This is a genomic window from Rhizobium sp. NLR22b (genome assembly GCF_019685295.1).
Taxonomy (GTDB): domain Bacteria; phylum Pseudomonadota; class Alphaproteobacteria; order Rhizobiales; family Rhizobiaceae; genus Rhizobium.
In genome coordinates this window covers 156807-180554 of record NZ_JABDWM010000006.1, presented here as the reverse complement: position 1 = coordinate 180554, position 23748 = coordinate 156807, and the positions used below count along the sequence as shown (strand labels likewise).

The following is a 23748-nucleotide window of genomic DNA, read 5'->3' as shown; positions in this document are numbered from 1 at the left end:
CATCATCCAGAACAGGCGCGAGGCGGAGTCTCGAAGAACACGCCGAAACGCCGCTGAAGCTCTCTTGGACTACCGCCCGACCGTCCAATCCTCGACGCACAAGCCTTCGACGCGCTGGAATTCCCCGACATTGTTGGTGACGAGAGCCAGATCGCGGCTCCTGGCTTGCGCGGCAATCAGCACATCGTAGGGACCGATCGGCTTTCCCTTGGCCGCCAATGCGGCGCGGATCTCCCCGGCTGCCAGCGCATCCTCGCGCTCGAAACCGACGGCTGGGAAATCCGCCATGAACAGGCGCAGGGTTTCGAGATTGTAGGAAATTTTAGCGCTCTTGTAGGCGCCGTAATAGAGTTCGTGCATGACCACGGTGGAGAGGCCGATCGATCCCTCGTCGCTCTCCATCACGCGGGAGAGCAGCATGTCGGACTTGCGACCGATCAAGGCAATCACGGCATTGGTGTCGATCAGATGCGTAATCACTTGAACAGGCCCTGAAGACCAGGCCTCTCCTGATCCTCCGGCTGTTCTCGCCCTTGTGCCATGAAATCGTCGCTGAGCCCGCGTTCAAGAGCGTTTCGCAACGACGCCCACTGCACGCGGCTATCGACCCGCGGCCGGAGAATGACGGCATCGCCTTCCCGCGTCACTTCCACTTGTTCCACATCGAAACGGAACTCCTTCGGCAGCCGCACGGCCTGCGAATTGCCGGATTGAAACACGCGTGCATATTGCGGCATAGAGAACTCTCCACAGTCTGTATATATAAACATGTATATACGAGGCACGCGCCGTTTCTGCAAGAAGCCTTTCCATTAACGAGGCAGAATGCCGAACGGCGAGAGCGTCAGCAGATCGGGATCATCAGTCGCCGTCGCTTTCCCCACCTCGGCATGGCTGATGCTGTAGCCGTAGGCAAGGATGCGGACGCCGTCGATCATGAAGAACTGCGCCTGATCCAGGCCAGGCCGCAGGCTGCCCGTCACGGTCACGGTCTCGTACATTCTTTCGAGATGCAGAGGTTCCTGCGGAACGACGCGCACCAACTGGTTGGGCGGCGGGGAGGGCATGTGGCTGCAGGCTCCAGCCCAGGGCACCAGCATGAATTCGTAGACAAGGTCGCCGTCCTGGTCGATCGGCAGGACGAAGCCCGTCAAGTCGACCGGATGCTCCTCATCATGCCAGGCTAGCGTTTCGCCCTGCGGACCGCTGACCGCCTTGCCCGACAGCGGCACTGTCGCCTTGGCCTGATCGGCCGGCCGCAAAGCACTCCAGAAAATGGGCTGCGCTGCAGCGAAGGTGTCGGAAACCGGCCATGCCAAGCCGAATGCCAGCATCGCGAACGTCAGGAAAAAAGGTCTAAGCTTCATCATCGCATTTCCCCGGGCCGGTCGCTTGACCGCCTGCCACTGCCGCACGGATGCTACTCCCGATCCCGCTCGCGGGTCCATCAGCCGAGCTCCCTATGCGTATTGGCCGTCCGCGAATGCTGGCCGAGCAGCTCGGCGGCGATCGGCAGCAGCGAGGCGACCTCCGCAAGCCCGGCGGGACACGCACGCACAGCCGCTGCAATATTTCGTGTATCCGAGAATAGGCTGCCATCCTATTCATGTCATGCACTTGACGAGGATTCGCACCGTAATTTAGGCTCAAGGATTGACCCATCGCCTATGGGTGAGCGCGCCGGTTTCGTCATAGCTGAACAGGGCTCTTCGGTTGTCCTGCTGACGCAATTGAAACCAGTCCAGCATCCGCGCGCGAAAACTCAGGACGCCAAAGCGAGCCTTCCCCTCCACTTCGCCGCGAGGCTCCGGCAATTCGGCCACGGTTTCGAAGGCTCGTTCATCTCCCGGCGGCCCACCGATATAAGTCATCCGCGTCCGGTTGGGCAGGTTTTCCCAAGCCGCGTCGGCGCGTTCGCTTCCGGGGCCGTGGCGTTCGACGGTGCCTTGGAGCCGTAACTGCAGCCGGGCCTGCGGGCAGAAGCCGAGCACCGTAACGTCGGGATTTGCCGAAAGCTCCAGCCATTTCGGGCTTCGCGTATCGGTGTGGAATTCAAGGCTGCGCCTCGCTCTATCGGCCGCCCGCAGCACCACCATGCGCGCCTGCGGTCTGCCCTCGGCGCCCACGGAGCAGAGGTTCACATAGCGGAAACCCGACTGCGGACCCGCCGCAGCCGTTTCGAGCTCCGCCCATGCCGAGGCATCGATGTCTATGAGATCCACCGCCAGGCCTCGCTCAGACGGAACGGGCGATGCCGCCGTCGACGCGAATGTTCTGGCCGGTGATGTAGCCGGCCCCATCCGACAGGAGGAAGGCGATCGTCGCCGCAATTTCCTCGCTCGTGCCGTAGCGGCCCATCGGAACGCTGTCGCGTCTCTCGTCGGTGGCCGGCAGGCTGTCGATCCAGCCCGGCAGGACGTTGTTCATGCGGATGTTCTTGGCCGCATAGGTGTCCGCGAAGATCTTAGTGAAGCTCGCCAGGCCCGCCCGCGCGACCGCCGAGGTGGGGAACATCGCAGAGGGTTCGAAGGCCCATGCCGTGGAGATATTCACGATCGCGCCGCCGCCCTGCGCTTCCATGATCGGCGTCACCAGCCGGATCGGCCGCACGGCGCTAAGGAAATAGACCTCGATGCCCTTGTGCCAGTCCTCGTCGGAGATTTCGAGGATCGGCGCACGTGGGCCGTGGCCGGCGGAATTGACCAGCGCGTCGATACGGTCCCACCGCTCCATCGCCAGATCCACGAGCCGCTTCACATCGTCGTTCGACTGGTTCGAGCCGGTGACACCGACGCCGCCGAGTTCCTTTGCCAGCGCCTCTCCCTTGCCGGAGGAGGAGAGCACGGCGACGCGATAGCCGTCCGCGGCGAGCCTCCGGGCAGCCGCAGCCCCCATGCCGGACCCGCCTGCAGTGATGAGAGCGACTTTTCCTTCAGACATTGAGACCTCCGATAGCTGATATTGCGAGCATTATGGCAGATGCCGACGGGACTTTCGCGCGAGAAAGAAAGGTGCCAGACTGTAGAAAATCTCCTGGATATGCCGATGACCCAATCCCGCCGCACGCTGCCGCCTCTGAATGCCCTGCGCGCCTTCGAGGCCTCGGGCCGCCGACTGAATTTCCGCGCCGCCGCCGAGGAGCTCGGTGTCACGCAAGGGGCGGTCGCGCAGCAGGTTCGCGCGCTGGAAGAGCAGCTCGGCCTCAGGTTGTTTCTACGCCTTGCCCGCGGCCTTGCGCTCACTGCCTATGGCACGGCCTATCTGGCGGATGTGACCCGCGCCTTCGATACGCTCGCGGAGGCAACCGGGCGGCTTCTCGACCGGCCGGAAATGGTGACGATCAGCGCCACCCCCACGGTCGCCACCAGGCTGTTGATCCCGCGGCTCGCCGAGCTCTACGCGGCCCTTCCCGACATCGATCTGAGGACGGTCGCCACCGAGGCGCTGTCGGATTTCGACCGCGACCAGGTAGATATCGCAGTACGCCTCACCCGCCCGCCTTTTCCGGCGAACCTGCAGGCACAGTTGCTGTTCCGCCAGGAACTTGTGGCGGTCGCAAGCCCGCATCTGGTCGAAGGCCTGATCTTACCCTTGAGCGGCGAAGAGCTTCGCAAACTGCCGCTTCTGCATGACTCGCACGATCAATGGCCGGCATTCCTGCACTCGCGTGAGAAGCTGCCCGGTGCAGCATTCAACCATACGACACTGGCGCTGGATGCCGCACTCGCCGGCCAGGGCGTCGTGCTGGTTTGCCGGGCGTTCGTCGCAACCGATCTCGAAACAGGGCGGCTGGTGCAGGTGACCGATGCGACGGCAACCATGGGACCCGATTACTACCTGGTGCGCAAACGCTCCTCATCGCCGAGAAAGGCCGTGGACGCCGTCTGGGACTGGTGTGCAACGCGGCTGTCGCCGCCCCTGATCGACGCGGCTTAGAACATGGTGTTCTTGTTGGCCGACTCGCTCGGAACGGGCTGGATCACATTCCCATGCTCGACGATCTTGCCGTCCCTGACGCGGAAGATATCGACGATCGCCTGGCCGCGATCGGCCGCGCCGTTCGTCGCATGCACATGCGGCCAGGCGAGATCGCCATCGGCAGCGCTGCGGACGATCTTAGCCTTCGACTGGGCGTTGAAGGAGCCGACGAGAAATCGCAGACTTTGTTCGATTGTATCGAATATGGTTGTCGGGGCAGGGATTCGAACCCCGCGTCACAGCTCGAAAGCTGGAAGCAACCTCGCATACCCGAGGGATGGGGAGAGCGCCGCGCTCCAATTACCCTTACGCCCGACTAAGCATTAACTACCTCGCCTTGCGATTGTTCCTAAAGGGATATTCTGCTGCCAAGATGGTGTGGGCTTTCTGCCCATATCACCCCCGGCTATCGAACCACGCCAACATACAATTCAACCTCCGTAAAGAACGGCGGCACGCCGATAGTGATCATGGGCCGTGCAGTTCGAGGCAAACTTTAAGAGCGCTGCCTTCAGTGTGCGCGCTCTTCGCATTCAGAAACAACCTTGAAGACTTCATTATGGTTGGGTAAGCTCGCCCCTGTTGCGGTGTTATCCATTTATCTCTTCACGGTCCTGCATCCTGTCGTGCACGTTCTCCGGGCCCGCGATCAAGGCGGCGATCGCCGTCACCTTCTCCCGATCACCATAACCGGCCACATAGCCCTCCAACAGGACGCTTCTGCCCACCATGCTTACAGAGATGGACGAGCTTTCTAGTTCTGGCTCCGCGGATACCGCGGCCTGCACGCTCGCAAGCTGATCGTAGGCTAGGCTTTCCGGCTCAAAGGTCATGGCAGTCCTCCTTGGTGATACGAAGGAAACAGCGCGAGGCCAATTTGGTTCGGAGCCGGGACTTAGGTCCCAGAAGCCATGACCGGAAGTCTTATCGGTCCTGTGGTCTCGGCCTTCGGGGACCTGACTGGAGCGACCGGCTCGCGGCGATCATGGGCGACAATATGGCTGGCTGCTCACGAGAGCTTGATGGCCATAAGCCTGTCTGTTCTAGCGAAACTCTTCATTGTTCCAAGTTCATTTGCTCGAGCTAAACGGCCGAAGAGGCTTGAATTCCACCGCCTGCACAGCGCCCGGAAAGGTTGTCATCTTTGCCCGCTCTTTAGAGAGCTCCGCCCACCACTTCGAGGTGGTCCTGATCCGATCAATGCCATCAAGTATACAAAGCATATGTCGGGCTTCCGTGGCCTCCATTCTTACGAGGGGTATGCCGTCCAATCGGGCCGGTGCACCAGTCGCTTCGTCGATTACGGCCCAAGTGGTATCATTCGCTTGCAAACGGTAATTGCTTGCCATTTCGTCCCTCCCGGTCACAAGGGAAGATTGATGTAAAAATTCCAGTGCGCACATCCTGCAAAAGGGATTGGCTTCACCACCAAAAGGTGAATGCGGCCGTTTGAACATACCTCAGCGCTGCTGTTTCAATCGATTAGGGATCACCTCAAGCGAGGCGTATGACATGACGCCCAACGTGGCCGATGCAGGCCAAAAGCAGTGCATCAATTCGGACGGTATTCCTTTGAAAGACGACTACTGGCCCGGCTGGAGTGCGGTCGAAAGCTTTGACACGGTGGAATTCACTCTTTGACCGGCGAAGAGCTTCGCAAGCTGCCGCTTCTGCACGACTCGCACGATCATTGGCCGGCATTCCTGCGCTCGCGTGAAAAGCTGCCCCGTGCAGCATTCAACCATACGACACTGGCGCTGGATGCCGCTCTCGCCGGCCAGGGTGTCGTGCTGGTTTGCCGGGCGTTCGTCGCTGCCGATCTCGCAACAGGGCGGCTGGTGCAGGTGACGGATGCGACGGCAACCATGGGACCCGATTACTATCTGTTGCGCAAACGCTCATCATCGCCGCGCAAGGCTGTCGACGCGGTCTGGGCCTGGTGTACGATGCAGTTGTCGCTGCCGTCGGTTGCGTCGCAGGAAGTCCGGGGAGAGGACCGTGGACGCTGAAATCGAAAAGTTGAAACGCATTTACCGACGACGTCGCATGGGCCAACGGCATGGAGGGCGGCCACGTTCATGGGCGCGAGGCCGTTCGCGCCTACTGGACCCGCCAATGGGCGATGATTGATCCCACGTGGAACCTGCAAGCTTTCACAGGACTTCTGACGGCGCCATCGTTGCAGATGTCCGCCAGTTGGTGCGGGATCTCCAGGGCGCACTTCTGCAGGACAAGATGGTTGGACATGTCTTCCACCTCAGGGACGGCAAGATCATTCGCTTCGACATCCAGGAAGTCTCCTGACGGACGGGTATGACGCACTCAAAAGGAATCGCGGCCCTGGAAAGTCGCATTCGCCGGAACGCCGCGGTCCTCGAGGGCCAACGGGGCATGCCTGCATCTCCGGAGCGGCATCAGTTTCAACCGGTGCGGTGAGAGCGCAGCTTGCCATCACGCCAGCAGCACCTTCCCGCCCGTGCGGAAGGGCAGGGCGGTACGCAGCGCCTCGCCGATCTTTTCCAGTGGAAACACCTGTCGCACTTCGGTGGCGATGACCTTGGCCGTGATCTGCGCGGCCACTTCGGCATATGCGCGCTGGACGTCTTCCATCGCTTCGGAATGGACCCATTCGCGCAGGTGGCAGAAGGAAAAGGCGATATCGAGATGGGGGGCCCAGAAGGAGGGTGGGATGCTCTCCCCCGACAGCAGGCCGTAATGCAGGAAATGCCCGCCGGGCCGCAGCGCATCGGCGAGGATTAAGGCGCGTGCGCCACCGACGCAGTCGAGCACCGCATCGAGCCCGTGCCGGCCCGCGAGGCCGGCGGCGAGATCACCGTCCGACCGGTCGACAATAACTGCCTCCAGCCGGCCGCTGAGGCGCGAGAGGGACTCTTCGCTGCGGACGATTGCGATCGGCTCGACGCCAACCGCGTTTGCCATGCCGATCAGGATGGACCCGATCGAAGACGCCGCGGCATTGATGGCGATGCGCATGCCGGGTCTCAGTCCGATTTTCTTGTGCAGCATCAGCCAGGCCGTCATCGGGTTGACGTAGCTCGTCGCCGCCTCGAGATCGGAAATCGCGTCGGGAACGCGAAGGCACCAGCTTGGGTCGGTGTCCTTGAATTCCTGCCAGCCGCCGGCAGTGCGCACCGGCAGGACGCGCGTCCCCGGCACAAGTCCGTGCACCTCTGCGCCGCATTCTTCCACCACGCCAAAGGCTTCAAAACCCGGAATGAAGGGCAGTGTTGTTCGGCCGGCATAGGCGCCCGAGATGGTGATGATATCTGAGGGATTGATCGATCGTGCCAGCAGGCGCAGCCTCACCTGGTCACGCGAGAGCGGCGCCAGTTCGGCGCGTTCGATCCCGACGACCTCCTCGGCCGGCCCGAATTTTCGCACGACCGCCTGATATTGCATTTGCATCCCCCACACAGTCGGTTAGAACACGCCGTCGAAATTTCGGTGATCGAATGAGCGTTGACGACAGGCCTTTAGCATCGTTCCGGGTCTCGATGCGAGACATCGACATTTATGGTCATGTCCACAACTCGGTTTATCTCGACTATTGCGAGGATGCGGTCGTCGAATTCCTGCGCCACCGCGAGATCCTCACCCACTTCCGCCACACCACCTCGGGCGTGGCCTATCACGTCAAGAAGGCGGAGATCACCTTTCACAATCCGATCGATGTCGACGACGTCGTCGAGGCGAAGGTCAGGGTCGAGAAGATCGGGCGGTCGAGCCTCTCCTTTACGATCGAGCTCTATCGCCAGCGCGATGGCGCCCATTGCGCCTCGGGCGGACTCGTCTGGGTCTGCGTCGGCCTTTCCGACAGCCGCCCGACGCCGATCCCCGAGGCCACCAGGGCCGCCTTGTCGCAGGGCTGACCATGCCGATCCATAGAGCGCTTATTCGACACGCCACGGAGAAACCGGAGAAGGCGGCGGTCGTGATCGACGGCCGCGCCTTGAGCTATGGCGAACTCTATGGCCGCGCCGGCGCGATCTACCGGTTCCTCCAAGCGCTTCCGCGCTCGAACGGCCGTTCATTCGATCTGCCCGGCGTCGAGAAGCTTGTAGCGGTCAGCCTCGGCAATCACATCGGCTTTGCCGAGTATTTCGTCGCCTCCACCGCGCTGGCGAATGCCTGCGCCGTCATCGATCCGGTGATGCCGGAAGACAGAATCGAGCGTATCGTCGAGCGCCTGGCGCCCGACGTGCTCGTCGTCGACGACGCTGCGAGCCCGAGCGCCGAGATCGGCCGCAGGCTCGGCATTCCCGTCATCGTCGCCGGAGCCGAGCCCTTCGATCTCACATCGACGGGAGACGACCTTCCAGCCGATGCCGACGGCATCTTCCTGATCGGTTTTACCTCGGGTACGACAGCCGAGCCGAAGGCCTATTACCGCTCGCGCGAACAGTGGCGCCGGAGCCTCGACCGGGGACGGATCGTTTTCGAACTCCAGGACGCGCCCTCGACCCTGTGCCCGGGAGCTCTCGCGCACGGGCTCGCGCTTTATGCCCTGGTCGAGGCGCTCGATGCCGGAGCGACCTTCCATTCGGTGGGGAAATGGGATGCCGGAGCGGTCGCGAAGATTCTGTCTTCCGGGATCGAACGTCTGGTCGCCGTGCCCACCCATATAGCGGGCATCGCCCGGGCATGGGCGGGTGAGCCGATGGCGTCCTTGCGTGACGTGCTGACGGCCGGCGCCAAGCTCAATCTCAGCGAGGTCGAATCCATGCGCCGCCTCTTTCCGAAGGCGCGCATCCGGGAATATTACGGCGCATCCGAAATCGGCTTCATGACGGTCTCGACACTTGTCGGCGGCGTACCCGATTTTCCGATCGACCGGGTCGGACGAGCCTATCCCGGCGTCGAAATTTCCATCCGCGACTCTGGGGAAAACGATGTCGGCGCCGATGTGCCCGGCACCATCTTCGTCAACAGCGACCTGATCGCCGACGGCTATCTCTGGGGCGACGACGGCCAGGCGTTCCGGGTCACGCCGGCGGGTGCTACCGTCGGCGATCTCGGCGAGATCGATGAAAACGGCATGCTGCGGGTGATCGGCCGGGCGGGCGGCATGATGATATCGGGCGGCAACAACGTCTATCCCGCCGAAGTCGAGAGCGCGCTCAAAACCTGCCCCGGCGTCGAAGATGCCGTCGTCTTCGGGTTGCCGGATGCCTATTACGGCCAAAGGATCGTCGCCATCGTCTCGGGCGAGGCGACGGATGCGAAAATGCTTGCCGAGCATTGCGCAGGCAGGCTTGCAAGGTTCAAGGTCCCCAAGCAGTTCTACCATATCGGCTCTTGGCCGATGACGAGCAGCGGCAAGATCGCGCGCGGGCAGGTAGAGGCATCGGTGATTTCGGGAGATGGTCTTGTCCTACGCCTATCAGCCTGACGAGGATTGGCAGCCGGTCGTGGTCGCCGCCTACCGCACGCCGATCGGCCGGGCCTTCGGCTCGCTTTCGACGGTTGCAGCCGAAGACTTGGCTGCGCCCATCATCCGCCGCATCCTTGCAGAAACGGGCGTTGCGCCCGACGCCATCGACGACGTGCTGGTCGGCAATGCCACCGGCGGCGGCGGCAATATCGGCCGACTGGCGGCGCTCAACGCAGGCCTGCCCATGGAGGTTCCCGGTGTCGCCATCGACCGGCAATGTGGTTCCGGTCTGGAAGCGATCATCCTGGCCGCCCGGCTGATCCAGGCGAAGGCCGGTTCGTGTTTCCTTGCCGGGGGCGTCGAAAGCGTCAGCACCGCGCCATGGCGCGTCGAAAGACCGAAAGCCAATGGCGCCCTGCCGCGCTTTTACGGCCGCGCACGCTTCTCCCCCGAGGCGATCGGTGATCCCGAAATGGGCATTGCCGCCGAAAACGTCGCGTGCCAATTCGGCATATCGCGCCAGCGGCAGGATGAATTCGCCCTTCGCAGCCACAGGCTCGCCGTCGCAGCCGCCGAAGCGGGCCGCTTCCGGCCCGAGATCGTAGAGATCGCCACCGGCCACGGACTGGTGGAACGGGACGAATGCCCGCGACCCACGACGTCGATTGAAGCACTGGCAAAACTCCGGCCCGTCTTCCTGGCCGACGGTTCGGTGACGGCAGGCAATGCCTGCCCGCTGAATGACGGCGCCTGCCTGGTGCTCGTCATGAACCGCGGCATGGCGAAAAGCATGGGCATCGAAAAAGGCCTCGCCTTCATCGACAGCGCCGCCGCCGGCGTCGACCCTAACCTGCTCGGCATCGGCCCGGTCGCCTCGACGGATAAGCTTCTGCAGCGCCAGCCCGGCTTCTCGCTTTCCACGATCGATGCGATCGAATTCAACGAGGCTTTCGCCGCGCAGGTCCTGGCTTCACTCGATCAGCTGGATATATCAGCCGACGCGGTCAACAAGGATGGCGGCGCCCTGGCGCTCGGCCATCCGTTCGGAGCCTCTGGCGCGATTCTTGTTAGCCGGCTATATAGTCAGCTGGTGCGCGGGAATGACTGGTCGCTCGGCGCGACCGGTCTCGCCATGATCGGCATCGGCGGCGGCATAGGACTGACGGCGCTGTTCGAGGCGGTCAGGCTATTCTGAGAAGACAGCCATTCAGGCAGGTGCGCTGCCGGCTTCGATCCTCTTCTGATCTGGCTCGGTCATATCGGAAACCAAGGCGGCGCCGGCGCGGCGAGGGCCTGCGCGATCTGATCCCGGAGCCACACACTGCCGGGATCGCGATCGAAACGACGAAGCCAATACATGGTCACGTCCATTTTCGGCGAATCCACCGGAGGCATGAACACATCAAGCATCAGCCGGCCGGTCAACATGCGAGCGAAATGAACCGGAATGCTCCCCAGCATTTCGCTCGCTTCGACGGTAAGAGCGACCGCCTGGAAATGCGGTACCGTGACCATGACACGCCTGGCAAGGCCCAGGCGTGCAAGGGCGGGATCAATCGTCCCCGTCTTGCTGCCATCGGCGGAGCGCAGAACGTGGGGAACAGCGCAGAATACGTCCGCCGGTATGACTTCTCCTGGACAAATGCCATGATTGGCAAGGAGCGGATGTCCTCGCTTCGCAATGCATACCAACCATGATTGGAACATCTTGCGGCTGACAACCCATTCAGGCGGTTCGAGCGATCGATCAATAACAATGTCAGCTCGGCCGTCACGCAACATCTCGAAGACTTCGGATGAAGCATGATCGATCATCTGCAGGGTGGTGGACGGCGCCGCTTTGGCGACGCGCGCAGCGAGGGGCGGCATCAACAGCGAGGAAAAATAGTCCGATCCGATCAACATGAAGGATCGGGTAGACGTGGCAGGGTCGAATGCAGCATTCGTCGCCAACGCCTCTTCCATGCCGGCCAATGCTTGTCTTATCGGTTCACGCAGCTCAAGCGCCCGCGCTGTCGGCATCATCTGATTGCCTTCCCGGACGAACAATTCGTCGTCCAAGAGGGCGCGCAGTCTGCCCAACGCCGAACTCACGGCCGGCTGGGACAAGCCGACACGCTCGCCAGCTCGCACCGTCGAGAGCTCCGCCATCATGGCGTCGAATACACGCAATAGATTGAGATCGAGGGCTGAGAAATTCACGGGCTCAATATCCCTTATACGATCATTCAATTTCCGCGCTGCCGCTTCCGGCGATAGTTTTGGACAGCAGTATAAAACTCTATTCCATTCAACCTTGGAAGGAAATTGCGATGAACGTCGCTGGGCGCATCAGTCGGACCATAACCTGGCTGGGCACCGCCTACACCATCAATGTGGGAAGGATTGAGAGCGGCGGAATTGTCGGAGTTTTCGAAAGCACCGTGCCGGCGGGCGGGGGGCCGCCCGTCCACATGCATCACAATGAGGATGAGGTGATCCACGTCATCGAGGGCGCCTATGAATTCTGGCTGAACGGCGCGATCATCCCGGTTGCCGCGAGCAGATCAATCTTCCTGCCACGAGGCGTGCCGCATACTTTTCGGGTGGCGAGCGCGTCTCCGGGACGCAACCTCACCGTCCTGACACCGGGCGGGCTGGAAGAATTCTTCATCGAGGCCGCTGTGCAGGCTCCGCGCCTACCGGAACACATGGATCGGTTGCTGCAGCTTGCGGGACGCTACGGTATCGAATTTCGCGGGCCGCCGGACTGGGACACCGCCCGGGCGTCCTGACGACGGCGCCCTTCATCAACGATTGCAAAGTGCCTCTCCGACCCCTGGTACGAACCCAGCGCTTGAGCGCCTTCGTCTCCGTCGCGACGGAATCGAAGGCGGCTTGCGCGATCGTGATGACATTCCTCAGTTTCGGTTATCTGCACCGACGGCACGTCCGGCCGATACCGGATGAAACCAGCCTTGTCTGTTCCGACGGGACACCTCGACCACAGGTGAGGTGCGCTACTGCCTTGGCATAGGACGGCAGCGACCGAGAGAGAATGGTTCGAGCCCCCGATCCGGCGCATTCTCCTGCCGTCGGCTGTGGTCGGCCGCGCCGGGAATCCGCTCGGCGATTGTTCTCATGCCGATCAAGTCGCCTGCCCTACTGAAGAGGCAGTTTGCAGCTCATCTTAAAATCAACAGAGGACATTCCTCGTAAAGGACCAGGGAGATTACCATGAAAATCGTCGTTATCGGCGGCACTGGCCTCATCGGCTCGAAGACCGTGGAAAGATTGCGCAAGAAAGGACATGACGTTTTGGCGGCCTCGCCGAATTCGGGCGTCGACACGATCACCGGCAAGGGCGTCGCCGAAGCGCTTGCCGGGGCGCAGGTGGTGCTCGATCTCGCCAACTCGCCTTCCTTCGAAGACAAGGCCGTGCTCGAATTCTTCCAGACCTCGGGCCGTAACCTGCTGAAGGCGGGGGCTGCGGCCGGCGTGAAGCATCACATCGCGCTGTCGATCGTCGGCATGGAGCGGCTGCAGGGCAGCGGTTACATGCGCGCCAAGATGGCCCAGGAGCAGCTGATCAAGGGCTCCGGCATTCCCTACACCATCGTCCACTCCACCCAGTTTCATGAGTTCATGGCCGGCATCGCCCAGTCGAACACGGTCGGCCAGACCGTGCATCTGTCGCCGGCCTATCTGCAGCCGATCGCCTCGGACGATGTCGCCGACGTCATGGCGGAGGTGGCGCTCGCTGCACCGGTCAACGGCACGATCGAGATCGGCGGGCCCGAGAAGATCCGCCTGACCGATATCGTGACGCGTCTCTTCAAGGCGACGCACGATCCGCGGCAGGTGATGACGGATCCGCACGCCCGCTATTTCGGCGTCGAACTCGACGACACTTCGCTCGTCACCGGTCCGAATGCCCGGCTCGGCAAGATCCGCTTCGACGACTGGCTGAGCCAACAGTTGCTTCAGAAGAAGAGCGCCTGACGGCGAAGCGTCACCTGTCGAGCTATTCCCATCATCGGAGGAGACCAGACATGCTCAGGAAAATCATCTCGGCCGCGGCCATTGCGCTTGTCCTTGCCGCCGGCACTCAGGCTGACGCCGCTGGCGGCAAAGCCAAGGTGACCGTCGTCTTTGAGCAGAAGCTGCCCAATGTTCCCGGCAAGAGCATGAAGGCCGTGCTGGTGGAATATGAGCCGGGGGGCCAGTCGCCCGGCCATACGCACCCGAAGTCGGCCTTCATATACGCCACCGTTCTCGAAGGGGCGATCACCAGCAAGGTGAATGACGGGCCGGAGAAGACCTACAAGGCCGGCGAGAGCTTTCCCGAATTTCCCGGCGATCACCACGCCGTCAGCAAGAACGCCAGCAAGACAAAGCCGGCGCGCCTGATTGCGGTGTTCGTGCTCAACACCGACGAGACGGAACTGACGACCGACGACAAATAACGCGCAACCGATGCCCGGCGCCGCCGGGCATCGGTTGCGCCGCCGTGTCAAACAGCCTGCAGCGCCAATTCCAGATCGGCGATCAGATCGTCCGGATGCTCGATGCCGATCGACAGCCGGATTGTCGATTCCAGCACGCCGATGCGCTCCCTGACATCGGCGGGCACGCCGGAATGCGTCATGGCGGCGGGGTGGCTCGCGAGCGACTCGGTGCCGCCGAGGCTGACGGCGAGCTTGAAGACCTGCAGCGCGTTCAGGAATTTGAAAGAGGCCGGCTGGCCGCCGCGGATATCGAAGGAGAAGGTCGAGCCGGCGCCGGTGCACTGGGCGGCGAAGGTGCGGCCCGCAGGCGAGTCTGTATCGTGGTAGGGGAGATAGTGGACCTTCTCGACCTTCGGGTGATCACGCAGGAAATCGGCGACGGCGCGCGCATTGCTGTTCGCCCGCTCCATGCGCAGTTGCAGCGTTTCCAGCGATCGGCCGAGCATCCAGCAGGAATGCGGATCGAGCTGCGTGCCGATCGCCCCGCGCAGCGCCTTGACCTGCTTGATGACAGCCTTCCGCCCGAGGACGGCGCCGGCAATCAGATCAGAATGGCCGCCGACATATTTGGTCAGCGAATAGAGAGAGATATCGGCGCCATGCTCGATCGGCCGCTGGAAGACCGGCCCGAGCAGCGTGTTGTCGCAGACGACGACCGGCACATGCCCCTGCCTTGCGCCGATCGCATCAGCCACGCGCCGGATCATCGCGACGTCGACGAGGCTGTTTGTCGGATTGGCCGGCGTCTCGATCAGGATCACGGACACGCGGCCCTTGCCGACCGCCTCATCCGCCGCCTTCTGCACCGAGGCCTCGCTGACGCCATCGGCAAAGCCAACCGCGGCGACCCCGAAATTGAGGAAGGTCTTCGCCAGCAAGGTTTCCGTGCCGCCATAGAGCGGCTGCGAATGCAGGATCGCATCGCCCGGCCGGACGAAGGCGAAGAGCGTGGTGGCGATCGCCGCCATGCCCGAGGAAAATAGCGCGCCGCTTTCCGTCCGCTCATAAACGGCGAGCCTGTCTTCGACGATCTCGCTGTTGGGATGATTGAAGCGCGAATAGACGAGGCCGGCGCCCTTGCCTGCCGGCGGCTCGCGACGGCCGGAGACATAGTCGAAGAAATCCTTGCCATCTTCGGCGGAGTTGAAGACGAAGGTCGAGGTCAGGAACACCGGCGGCTTGACTGCCCCTTCCGAAAGCTCGGGATCGTAGCCGTAGTTCAGCATCTGCGTTTCGGGATGCAGCGCATGATTGCCGATATGGGTTTTGGAAGGATGCGGGGCGGTCATGATCGTCTCCTCTGTCGAACCTGCCGAAGGACAGGATACATCAATTCGAGGAGCAGTCATCGAGACTGCTCTATTAACAGGGGAGCATGATGTCCGAAAAACCGCTCACGCTTTTCGCCTCATGCTCAGACGCTCAGCTCACGATCTCGCCCAGGGTATCGGCGACATAGGCGCCGCGCGCGCCCATCGGCAACGGGTGGCCCGTCGTCGTGTCCCGCGCCGTCTGATGCTCCAGCTCGGCATTGAGCTCCGCGCCGACGATGAGAATGACGACGGAAAGCCAGATCCAGATGAGGAACCCGATCAGTGCGCCGAGGGTGCCGTAGGTCGCGTTGTAATTGGCGAAATGCTCGAGATAGAAGGAGAAGCCGAGCGACATGGCGGCCCAGGCCGCGGCGGTCAAGGCTGCGCCCCAGGTCATCCACCGTATTCTCGCCGGTTCGCGGCTCGGACCGAAGCGATAGACCAGTGTCACGGCCACGGCGACGACGGAGAGAAGCAGCGGCCATCTCAGGAGAAGCGCCATCTGCTCCTTGAACTGATCGAGCCAGAGATAGGAGAGCACGACCGGCATTACACCGACGAGCACCACCATGATGACGGCGAAGAGCATCGCGCATAGCGTGAAGCAGAGGCCGATCAGGTTCAGCCGCACGAGGCTGCGTTTCTCCCTCTCCTCATAGGCGACGTTCATCGCGTCGAAGATCGCCAGCGTGCCACTATGGGTGCTCCAGAGCGCAATACCGAGACCGACGAAAAAGGTTATGCCGAGCGTGCTCTCGCGGTTTTCGACCAGCGCCTTGATCTGATCGGCAAGCAGATCGAAGGCGCCGGGCGGCAGGAGGACAGCCAGTTCGCGCAGATGTTCGGAGATGGTGACGGGATCGGCGATCAGGCCGTACAGCGAGACCAAGGCCGCCAGAGCAGGAAACAGGGCCAGGAGCAGATAGAAGGTGACGCCCGCGGCAATGAGGGTGACCCGGTCGTCAAGGACCTCATGGAAGAGGCGCCAGAACACATCGCGAAGACCGCTCATCGGAATAGCCTCCGGCGTCGCCGCGCTGCGCCCATGATCATCACCCGACCAGCCGGCGGCCGCAGGCGGGGTGAGCGAACCGCGCTGCCTTGTCTGAACCAGCACGAACGCCCCGACCGCAGCCACCATCATCGCCGCAGCGAGCGGATATCTCTTGAGGTGGAGCCCATCAGCCATTACCCTATCCTCCGATTTGCTTCGGGGATAACGCCGGGTGCCGCTAAAGGATGCAAGCTGATGCTTTCCTGCGGAAACCCGGGGCGGGGGAGGGGGATCGCGGCGGCCAATGGCGCGCTTGAGCGAAGATCCGGCGCCAGCCTCGCGACCTACAAGCCACTGATCTTATTGGAACCGCGCTCCACTACGGAAGCGAATCGCGAGTTTAGTTTCGTTAGTGCGGTACGGATGATTTCGCGCGCGCCCAGTAGCGGCGATTTTAAGACCTTGGGGACGGCGAATTGACACGCCGCAGACCTGAATTCCGCCTGCCACCGTTTAAATCCGGCGCCTGCCAGGCAGCTGCGACCGGCAATCCGCAGCGTAGAGACGCTGCACGACAATGCCCCATAAACAATAGCGCCAGCGGCAACCGGCAGCAATAGCCGCGACCTCTATCGCGGGAAAAGATTGGCTTCACAGCGCTTGCTTTGGACGCCAGTCATTGAAGCATCCGCAATTTCCCCGGCGTCCCCTTGGCCGCCTCCAATGCGTATCGCCCGGAAATGTGCAGCCGTTCCGAGATAACGACATGAGGGAAGCAAGGCGCCAAGGCCGCCAACGACGTCTCTGCCGCCCAACGGACGGTCGGCGGCTTGGCGATCGATGCGCGAGCTACCCCGCATTGGCCGCCGTCGGCCTCCTGCGCGCTGGACAACATGTCCGGTTTTGCTGTCGTACCGGTCATCGGGAAATTCGATATTCCAGACGAGACGACGCAACGGCTCCGGGGCGATGTTTCGATACCCAAGCTCCTCCAAACGAAGCAGAAGCAGCAGATGATCGCTCTCGACGACCAGCCCGGCATAGGCGACGAGCTGATACAGCGCCGGATGCATGGCGGCATAGGATTTGAACCCGAACGATGCGGCGATCGCCTCATCGAGGTGCGACGACTTGATGTGAGGATACTGGCTCCGCAGAGCCTTCTTCAGAGCGGCGATATTCGCAGGCGAGAACCTGATGGATGGGTTCAGCATATGGCGATCCAATGTCCCTGGCCGAAGTCTGCCAATTACGCTTCGACCTTGGTGAACATGGTCGTCGAGAAACTCCACTCGCCCTTCAACCCGGCAGCAGGTTCGAATGGGCTTCCAGGTTGAGACCTTAACCTGCGGACGCTTCTTGCTCAGGATATTGGATCGACAGTGAGGCAAGTCACCCACGCCAACTGCCCATTGCCTCACCAATTGGGATAGTCGCCCAGTCGGCCGTTGTCCGCGGACAACGGAGCAATCGCTTCGAGATCAGCTGGATCGTGCCGAGTCATGCCGATGGCGAGCAAAGGCTCTGTTTCAGATAAAGGACACACTTGCCATCAAGCCGGCATTCCGGCAGTTTCGCTGCATGGATCTTGCTGCCCTCGTCTCTCGCATACGCGCTCAATTTCGCAACTTCACTCAAAAACACCTGGCGAACTGTGTTCAGGGAGTAACCGAGATAAAGTTGCAGCTGCGCGAGGAGAGCAAGCCATGTCCTTTGACGCCGTCAGAGCCACATTCGGCAATTCGTCTTTCCTGATCGAGCACTTGATGGGGGACGGTGTCTTGATCCGGCATAACCTTGAACAACTGCCGTATGACGATCTCTCCAGATGGTTTCGATTGTGGTTGAGGGGATGAACGGCATGCCCCGGCCGCGGACGTATCCGCCGCGATCCATTCGATGCTGCTTCAGCCAGACTGCACCAACATCGATTTTGGCACCGCTCCTCCCAACGCCTTTTGGGAGATCCTGCAATTCTCGAAGCCGCCGGAGCGACGCAAATTGAAATCAGCAGCTCGCGAGCCGAAGCGGATAGGCTCGTTTAATCGGCTGATGAACCCAGGCCACATGGCGAGCCTCGTTCGTGCGGTGCTATTGAATCTAGGCAGGCACCTCGGCACGTTGTCCGCGGACAACGCCGTGCCCAAGCCCGACACGGCGCCGTGCCTGCAACATCATCTGTACGATATTGACGCAGCCCTTGGCTTGAATTCGCCGCATTGCGGCACTACCTCGTGACGAGCCGAAGCGCTGCCCCTCCTAGCTGCTTCGGCCCGATAGACAGCACTCCTCCTCCCATGCTGTCGGTCACTATCGAAGCCCGGCGCCCTCTCTCCCGCGCCGGGCTTCTTTCACTTTGACACCGAACACTCGCCGCGTCCTTTGAGGCCCTCGGGCGCGTTTTTCCAACACTCTCGTCGGCTGCGGCGCTCGCCAACGGACATTCCAGCCATGCCGATACCTCCAAGCCGCGACATCCTCCACCGCCCTTGTACGTTGCCGTTGCTGTATAGTGGGGTCGTGCGACGGGGTGCGCATTTCGGGATGAGAGTGGATGGGCATGCCGTGGGGCACCCCTCTGGCCTGCCGGCCATCTCCCCAAATGGTGGAGATCGGCTGGGCGTGACGGCTTCCCCAAACAACTAAAGTAGTGTGATGGTCGCTGCCGCCTGAGAGGGAGCGACGTTCAGACCACCTGCCAATCTCCACCCTTGTGGGGGAGCTGACCGGCAGGACAGAGGGGATGCCACACGGCACGCCGCCCCCAAGAGAGCCTCATCCTTGTCGTTACCCGGCGCAAGGTGCACCCATGCTCTTCAGACGCATCTCGAGTGCCGGTGCGATATCTTCCAACTCTTCTCACCAGAAACACCGAACGAGATCAACAGGAACAACCGAGGTGACAGATGAATAGACTTGCGCAATGCCATTGCGGGTCACTCCGCGCAAAGACATCAGGCGATCCGCTCATGGTGAGCGTCTGCCACTGTCGCGATTGCCAGCGCAGAACCGGCGCCGTGGCGAGCAGCGGTGCGATCTTCACGAAGACAGAGGTAACGGTCGAAGGAGAGCGGAAGGTCTTCGAGCGTGACGCCGCGCAGGGGCGCAAGGTTCGATTTCATTTCTGCCCGAACTGCGGCACGTCTCTCTACTGGGAAGGCGATTTCAACCCGGAACTCTGCGTCGTCGCCGTCGGTGCCTTCGCAGACCCGGCATTTCCGCCGCCCCTGGTTTCCGTCTACGAGGAATCGAGACATGATTGGTTTCAACTGCCGGATGGGATGAAGCATGCGCAACGCGGACTGGCTTCGCTAGCGGCCGCGGCCGGTAACGAATAGTCCGGCAGGTGAGCAAATCAACCCGGAGACGCGGTCGAGGCGCTTCCCAGGACAGAGCGGAAGAAGCACCCACGCGGAGTCGCGTCAGCTATGGGCGCCACGCTAGCTGATGGCGAAAGGAACAATTCAAGCATCATCTTCGCACTTGTAACGGGCAATCCAGCATCGCTCATTATCGACACCCACGATAAGTGACGGAAGCGAATGGCGATATTGTTTCCGCAACCGAATCCATCCAAACGAAATCAATACCTTATTTCTATCGACAAGGCACTGGGGCCGCCATCAGCGCCTTGATGCTATCGGCATCAGGGGCGCAAATGTTGCGCCGATGGTTCGTAAAACCGCGCGGGCTGAATATTGTCTCACTATGCCGGGCTCGAGAGTTAGTGGAGCTAACGTCGCTATGAGCGTATTCATTCTCCTCTTGGGCTTTCCTGGCGTCGGAAAGCTGACGATTGCGAGAGAGTTAAGCCCGCTCCTGGATGCAAAGGTCATTGATAATCATTGGTTCAACAACCCGATACTGCGGCTGCTCGATGACGATGGAGCGACGCCCCTCCCGAATGGAATATGGGAATATACCGGAAGGGTCCGGCAAGCCGTCCTGGATGCGATCGTCGCCTATGGCCTCCCACGGCGAATTTCATTTTCACACATGTCGGCATAGAAGGTGATGAGCGTAGCAATCGCACCTTTCAGCAGATTGCCGGCGCGGCGCAACAACGCGAAGCGCTGCTGGTGCCTGTGAGATTGCTCTGCGACGAGGAAGAGTTGGCGCGGCGCGTTGCCACACCGGCGCGTCGCGAGCGGTTGAAGTCGATTGACGTGCAGGTTGCCAGAGAGAGAAGCAGACGAGCCCAGGTCCTCGACCCTCAGCACCCGTTCACGCTGACTTTGGATGTCACCTCAAAGACGGCGGAAGCGAGCGCAGCAGCCATTCACAATCATGTCTTGAGTATCGCGCAGACGACGGGTTAGAACCCAGCCTCCGACAAAATATCTGCATATGCCAGATAGCTCGCCCCCCCCCGGATCGTTCGGAGCGCAAGCCCGTCCCTCATACCACCAGCATCCCCTGTCGCTCGGCCAGCGTCACCTCCGCCCGCGTTCCGGCGTTGAACTCCAGAAAATCCGCCTCGATGCCGTCGCTGAAAATCACTCCGTGTTCCGGCATTTCGGAGACGATGGTGAGCGGCTGGTCCTTAGAGACGAGACCGGCGACGATGGTGGTGCCGGTGGTGCGGCTCGGGAAGGGTTCGCGCACGAAGTAGCGCAGATAGTCCGCATCCCAGGCGAAGGACATGTCGATCTCTTGGTCGGCGGGTTCGAGGCCGAGTGCGCTCGCGGCTCCGAGCCAGCCGGAATAGAGGCTCTTCAGCCAGCCGGTCGAGCCCATGCCGGTCGAGACAATGATGCCGCTCGAGGACTGGCGTTCTTCGCGCTCTTCGGCCTGCAGGATATAGCGCGCCGAGACATGGCTTTTCGGGCCGATGAAGAGGTCGTTGACCGCGTGGACGACGGCGCCGGTGTTGAGCGTAGCCTTGGCCATGCTGACATGTTTGATCGGCCGCTTGTCTTTCAGCGCCTCGCCGATCACTTTCGGAAGGCTCTTCGGGTTGAAGGGCAGCAGCAGACCGTCCCAGCGCTTGGGATCGGGGTTGACGCCGAGGACCGGCTGGCCCTCGAGATATTTGAGCGTGTTGGCGACGAGGCCGTCCTGGCCGAGCACGACGACGACATCGTCGGGGCCGAAGACGAAGCTCGCGAGGTAGCGGCGGTCGAGACGCTGGACGCGGGCGACGGCGCGCAGGCTTGCTTCCACCTCTGATATAGCAGTTTCGTAGCGCTTCTTCTCGGCGAGATAGTCGCTGAAGTCGGCGCCGAGATGTTCGACATAGAACTGCGCCTGCTGCACCGTGTTGTAGCGGGCGATGAGTTCGTCGAGCCGGGTCGGCCTGACGACCAGGATGATCTTGCGTTCGTCAGAGGCCGGCACGGTCCTTGCCCTCCTGCGGCTGCAAGATCTCCCTGAGAAGATCGGGCGAGACATTCAGCTGGCCGATCTTCGTCGCATTGTCGGCAAGGTCGCGGAAGGCGAGCGCCATGAGCTGGCCCGGCTGCATGCGGACCGAGGCGAGCGCCTGCAGCACTTTCGGATCAGCTTGCTCGAAGGATTTCATCATCGCCGTCAGCGCATAGGCCTGGGCGTCGGCCTCGGCCCGCGCATTGGTCGCGGCCAGCGTCACCAGGTCGCGGTTCTGCTCTTCGAGCGCGATCTTGCCGGCCATTTCTTCCCGGCGGATCTGCAGCTGCCGCTCCTGCACGGCGCGTTCGGCCTCCATCTGGGCCTCGCGCACTTGGCGCCTCTTGTTCTCCAGGGTGATCTCGGTGGCGATCTCGTTTTCCTTGATCGTCCGCTCCTGCTCGATCGCGGCGTTGCGCCTGCTATAGATGGCTTCGTCGGCCTGGCGCAGCAGCGCTTCGCGGGCATGCGCTTCCAGCGCCTTGGCGGTTTCAGGCTTCGGCATGACGGCGAGCAGCGACAGGCCGAGGATTTCGAGGCCGAGCGCTTCGACCGTCGGATGCACCTTGAGCGCATCCGCCACGCCGGCGACGAGCGCCTCGCCCGAAGCAAGAACCTCCTTCAGCGACAGCGTCTGAACCTCGGCTCGCATCGCCACCTGGACGCGGTCGATCACGCGGGTCGAAAGCTTCTGCGGATCTTCCGAAACATAGTGGCCCTTGCGGTCGAGCGTGAAATTCAAAAGTGCCGCCGTACGCCGCGGCTCGGCAATACGGTAGGTGATCTGGCCCTGCACCGTCACTTCCTGGAAGTCCGATGTCACCAGGGGAAAAATGAAAGGATCGTTGACGCTCGCCGTCGGCACCAGCACGAGGGAACTCGAAGGCGAAAAATGCCAGAAGGCAAGGCCGGCACCCTCGCGCACGGCTTTGCCGTTCTGATATTGAATGACGTATTGTGTGGGTTCCGTCTTGATGAAGCGCAGTCCGAACATGTCCGTTTCCCTGTTACCGGCGCGAGCCCCGCGCTCGTGTCGAAAAGGAGAAAACACGGCTTAGTGATAAATGTCAACTAACTTAGTTGAAGATTTACACTAAGGCGTAGGCGTGCTATCTTCCCACCATGACCACACACGACAACGACGCCTTCAAACCGATCGCGACCGTCGATCTCGCGATCTTTTCGCTGTCGTCGGAAGGGCTCGCCGTGCTTCTCGTCCGGCGGGCGGCCGCGCCCTTTTCCGGCGAATGGGCCTTGCCCGGCGGCTGGATCCATATTGACGAGGATGCGGATCTGGAGGCTGCGGCGCGGCGGGTGCTGAAGGAAAAGACCGGCGTCGAAACACCCTATCTCGAACAGTTGCAAACGACTGGCAGCGCCGGCAGGGACCCGAGAGGCTGGAGCATCAGCATCGTCTATATCGCGCTGCTTTCGGCCGATGATGTCGCGGAACGGCGGAACGCCATGGCCGAGGAGGCAGAATGGCGGCCGGTCGAGGGCGAGGGCGTCGGTTTTCCCATTGCTTTCGACCACGCGTCCCTGCTCAAGGAGGCGCTCGGCCGTATCCGGAGCAAGGTCGAATATACAAACCTGCCCGGCCATCTGCTGCCGGCCCATTTCACATTGAGCGAACTGCAATCGGTCTATGAGAGCCTTCTCGGCCGCAAGCTCGACAAATCGGCTTTTCGAAAGCGCATGGCGGAAGCCGATTTCCTGGAGCCGGTCGAAGGCGAGATGCGCCGGGCAAGCAATCGGCCCGCCCAGGTGTTCCGCTTGAAGGACATCCGGTCGCTGGTGCTCTTCGACCGCAGAATTTGATCTCTGCATCCTGAGGGATCAGGCGTTGAGACGCTGCTGCGTCTGCCGGTCGAAGAGGCGAGCAACGTCCGCGTAATAGATGCGGTAGAAGGAGTCGCATATGAGAGGGCTCGATAGTGGCGGTTCGTCCGCCCTCCGCTTCGTGCTGATCATGGGAGTCGTCAATCTTTTCGGCGACCTCACCTATGAAGGTGGCGCGGCGATCAACGGCCAGTTCCTTGCAATGCTGGGGGCGAGTGCCGCTGCGATCAGCGTCATTGCCGGCATAGGGGAATTCCTTGGATATGCGCTGCGGCCCGTCGCCGGCTGGATCGCCGACCGGAGCCGCGCCTATTGGGCGATTACCTTTGCCGGCTACGCGATCAATCTCTGCGCCGTGCCCGCAATGTCACTGGCGGGGAG

Annotated in this window: 25 protein-coding genes, 1 tRNA gene and 3 pseudogenes; 14 read left to right on the top strand and 15 right to left on the bottom strand. The window is 61.8% G+C overall.

Annotated features, from left to right (window positions below; genetic code table 11):
• Window positions 1-69 precede the first annotated feature (69 nt).
• From HJC00_RS12280 to HJC00_RS12260, 5 genes are all read right to left on the bottom strand, one after another.
• On the bottom strand, window positions 70-480 hold the full coding sequence (locus HJC00_RS12280) for a type II toxin-antitoxin system VapC family toxin (protein WP_221147092.1): 411 nt from the start codon (window positions 478-480) through the stop codon (window positions 70-72).
• Window positions 477-737, bottom strand: coding sequence for an antitoxin (locus tag HJC00_RS12275; protein WP_210632185.1), 261 nt, complete (start codon window positions 735-737; stop codon window positions 477-479). The genes HJC00_RS12280 and HJC00_RS12275 overlap by 4 nt, the downstream gene beginning before the upstream one ends.
• A gap of 75 nt (window positions 738-812) precedes the next feature.
• Window positions 813-1370, bottom strand: coding sequence for a DUF3299 domain-containing protein (locus HJC00_RS12270; RefSeq protein WP_221147091.1), 558 nt, complete (start codon window positions 1368-1370; stop codon window positions 813-815).
• 276 nt (window positions 1371-1646) lie between these two features.
• Window positions 1647-2222: a pyridoxamine 5'-phosphate oxidase family protein gene (locus HJC00_RS12265; RefSeq protein WP_210632079.1), complete on the bottom strand. Its 576-nt coding sequence runs from the start codon at window positions 2220-2222 to the stop codon at window positions 1647-1649.
• 13 nt (window positions 2223-2235) lie between these two features.
• Window positions 2236-2940 (bottom strand): SDR family oxidoreductase, encoded by a 705-nt coding sequence (locus HJC00_RS12260; RefSeq protein WP_210632078.1) that lies wholly within the window; start codon window positions 2938-2940, stop codon window positions 2236-2238.
• 105 nt (window positions 2941-3045) lie between these two features.
• On the opposite strand from HJC00_RS12260, the gene HJC00_RS12255 reads away from it, so the two are divergent.
• The gene (locus HJC00_RS12255; RefSeq protein WP_221155256.1) at window positions 3046-3936 is read left to right on the top strand and encodes a LysR substrate-binding domain-containing protein; all 891 of its coding nucleotides are present in this window, start codon (window positions 3046-3048) and stop codon (window positions 3934-3936) included.
• Here HJC00_RS12255 and HJC00_RS12250 read toward each other — a convergent pair.
• The 3 genes from HJC00_RS12250 to HJC00_RS12240 form a co-directional block, all read right to left on the bottom strand.
• A complete protein-coding gene (locus tag HJC00_RS12250; RefSeq protein WP_311044175.1) occupies window positions 3933-4184 on the bottom strand; it encodes a nuclear transport factor 2 family protein in 252 nt (83 codons plus the stop codon). The genes HJC00_RS12255 and HJC00_RS12250 overlap by 4 nt on opposite strands.
• A 3-nt stretch (window positions 4185-4187) precedes the next feature.
• Window positions 4188-4295 (bottom strand) — tRNA-OTHER (locus HJC00_RS12245).
• Window positions 4296-4568: 273 nt separating this feature from the next.
• Window positions 4569-4811: a BON domain-containing protein gene (locus tag HJC00_RS12240; RefSeq protein ID WP_210632076.1), complete on the bottom strand. Its 243-nt coding sequence runs from the start codon at window positions 4809-4811 to the stop codon at window positions 4569-4571.
• A 679-nt stretch (window positions 4812-5490) separates the two neighbouring features.
• Between HJC00_RS12240 and HJC00_RS32470 the strand changes: the two genes are divergently transcribed.
• From HJC00_RS32470 to HJC00_RS32465, 3 genes and pseudogenes are all read left to right on the top strand, one after another.
• Complete coding sequence (locus HJC00_RS32470) at window positions 5491-5619, top strand: hypothetical protein (protein ID WP_259665272.1); 129 nt, start codon at window positions 5491-5493, stop codon at window positions 5617-5619.
• Window positions 5616-5987 (top strand): annotated as a pseudogene (locus tag HJC00_RS12235) (LysR substrate-binding domain-containing protein); the annotation flags it as partial. The gene HJC00_RS32470 and the pseudogene HJC00_RS12235, both read left to right, overlap by 4 nt.
• Before the next feature lie 23 nt (window positions 5988-6010).
• A pseudogene (locus HJC00_RS32465) lies at window positions 6011-6282 on the top strand (nuclear transport factor 2 family protein); the annotation flags it as partial.
• 147 nt (window positions 6283-6429) lie between these two features.
• Here HJC00_RS32465 and HJC00_RS12225 read toward each other — a convergent pair.
• Window positions 6430-7398 carry a zinc-dependent alcohol dehydrogenase family protein gene (locus tag HJC00_RS12225; protein ID WP_221155255.1) on the bottom strand — a complete coding sequence of 323 codons (969 nt, stop codon included), beginning with the start codon at window positions 7396-7398 and terminating at the stop codon, window positions 6430-6432.
• A gap of 53 nt (window positions 7399-7451) precedes the next feature.
• Between HJC00_RS12225 and HJC00_RS12220 the strand changes: the two genes are divergently transcribed.
• The 3 genes from HJC00_RS12220 to HJC00_RS12210 are packed head-to-tail and all read left to right on the top strand — an operon-like array spanning window position 7452 to window position 10565.
• Window positions 7452-7868, top strand: coding sequence for a thioesterase family protein (locus tag HJC00_RS12220; protein ID WP_221123504.1), 417 nt, complete (start codon window positions 7452-7454; stop codon window positions 7866-7868).
• Window positions 7869-7870: 2 nt separating this feature from the next.
• Window positions 7871-9388 carry a class I adenylate-forming enzyme family protein gene (locus tag HJC00_RS12215; RefSeq protein ID WP_221164091.1) on the top strand — a complete coding sequence of 506 codons (1518 nt, stop codon included), beginning with the start codon at window positions 7871-7873 and terminating at the stop codon, window positions 9386-9388.
• Window positions 9366-10565, top strand: coding sequence for a thiolase family protein (locus tag HJC00_RS12210; protein WP_221164090.1), 1200 nt, complete (start codon window positions 9366-9368; stop codon window positions 10563-10565). Before HJC00_RS12215 ends, HJC00_RS12210 begins: the two co-directional genes overlap by 23 nt.
• A 59-nt stretch (window positions 10566-10624) precedes the next feature.
• On the opposite strand, the gene HJC00_RS12205 is transcribed toward HJC00_RS12210, so the two are convergent.
• The gene (locus tag HJC00_RS12205) at window positions 10625-11572 is read right to left on the bottom strand and encodes a LysR family transcriptional regulator (protein ID WP_221147082.1); all 948 of its coding nucleotides are present in this window, start codon (window positions 11570-11572) and stop codon (window positions 10625-10627) included.
• A 110-nt stretch (window positions 11573-11682) separates the two neighbouring features.
• Between HJC00_RS12205 and HJC00_RS12200 the strand changes: the two genes are divergently transcribed.
• The 3 genes from HJC00_RS12200 to HJC00_RS12190 all read left to right on the top strand — a co-directional run bounded on the left by HJC00_RS12200 (window position 11683) and on the right by HJC00_RS12190 (window position 13815).
• Window positions 11683-12144, top strand: coding sequence for a cupin domain-containing protein (locus HJC00_RS12200; RefSeq protein WP_221164089.1), 462 nt, complete (start codon window positions 11683-11685; stop codon window positions 12142-12144).
• 442 nt (window positions 12145-12586) lie between these two features.
• The gene (locus HJC00_RS12195; RefSeq protein WP_210632069.1) at window positions 12587-13351 is read left to right on the top strand and encodes an SDR family oxidoreductase; all 765 of its coding nucleotides are present in this window, start codon (window positions 12587-12589) and stop codon (window positions 13349-13351) included.
• A 50-nt stretch (window positions 13352-13401) separates the two neighbouring features.
• A complete protein-coding gene (locus HJC00_RS12190) occupies window positions 13402-13815 on the top strand; it encodes a cupin domain-containing protein (protein ID WP_221164088.1) in 414 nt (137 codons plus the stop codon).
• Window positions 13816-13862: 47 nt separating this feature from the next.
• Here HJC00_RS12190 and HJC00_RS12185 read toward each other — a convergent pair whose 3' ends face one another.
• The 3 genes from HJC00_RS12185 to HJC00_RS32460 form a co-directional block, all read right to left on the bottom strand.
• Window positions 13863-15146, bottom strand: coding sequence for a cystathionine gamma-synthase family protein (locus HJC00_RS12185; RefSeq protein ID WP_221147080.1), 1284 nt, complete (start codon window positions 15144-15146; stop codon window positions 13863-13865).
• Window positions 15147-15279: 133 nt separating this feature from the next.
• Window positions 15280-16359, bottom strand: coding sequence for a YihY/virulence factor BrkB family protein (locus tag HJC00_RS12180; RefSeq protein ID WP_210632066.1), 1080 nt, complete (start codon window positions 16357-16359; stop codon window positions 15280-15282).
• A 434-nt stretch (window positions 16360-16793) separates the two neighbouring features.
• On the bottom strand, window positions 16794-17456 hold the full coding sequence (locus tag HJC00_RS32460; protein WP_259672240.1) for a hypothetical protein: 663 nt from the start codon (window positions 17454-17456) through the stop codon (window positions 16794-16796).
• 607 nt (window positions 17457-18063) lie between these two features.
• On the opposite strand from HJC00_RS32460, the gene HJC00_RS12170 reads away from it, so the two are divergent.
• From HJC00_RS12170 to HJC00_RS12160, 3 genes and pseudogenes are all read left to right on the top strand, one after another.
• Window positions 18064-18402 (top strand): hypothetical protein, encoded by a 339-nt coding sequence (locus tag HJC00_RS12170; protein WP_221164087.1) that lies wholly within the window; start codon window positions 18064-18066, stop codon window positions 18400-18402.
• Between the two features lie 668 nt (window positions 18403-19070).
• Entirely contained in the window at window positions 19071-19502 is a 432-nt protein-coding gene (locus HJC00_RS12165; RefSeq protein WP_210632064.1) for a GFA family protein, read from the top strand.
• 406 nt (window positions 19503-19908) lie between these two features.
• Window positions 19909-20483: pseudogene (locus tag HJC00_RS12160) on the top strand (AAA family ATPase).
• Between the two features lie 79 nt (window positions 20484-20562).
• Here the strand turns inward: HJC00_RS12160 and HJC00_RS12155 are convergent.
• Both HJC00_RS12155 and HJC00_RS12150 read right to left on the bottom strand, forming a co-directional pair.
• Window positions 20563-21501 carry a sugar kinase gene (locus HJC00_RS12155; protein WP_221147075.1) on the bottom strand — a complete coding sequence of 313 codons (939 nt, stop codon included), beginning with the start codon at window positions 21499-21501 and terminating at the stop codon, window positions 20563-20565.
• A complete protein-coding gene (locus tag HJC00_RS12150; RefSeq protein ID WP_210632061.1) occupies window positions 21488-22522 on the bottom strand; it encodes an SPFH domain-containing protein in 1035 nt (344 codons plus the stop codon). The genes HJC00_RS12155 and HJC00_RS12150 overlap by 14 nt, the downstream gene beginning before the upstream one ends.
• Before the next feature lie 128 nt (window positions 22523-22650).
• Here HJC00_RS12150 and HJC00_RS12145 point away from each other — a divergent pair, with 128 nt between their 5' ends.
• On the top strand, window positions 22651-23346 hold the full coding sequence (locus HJC00_RS12145; RefSeq protein WP_210632060.1) for an NrtR DNA-binding winged helix domain-containing protein: 696 nt from the start codon (window positions 22651-22653) through the stop codon (window positions 23344-23346).
• Window positions 23347-23748 lie beyond the last annotated feature (402 nt).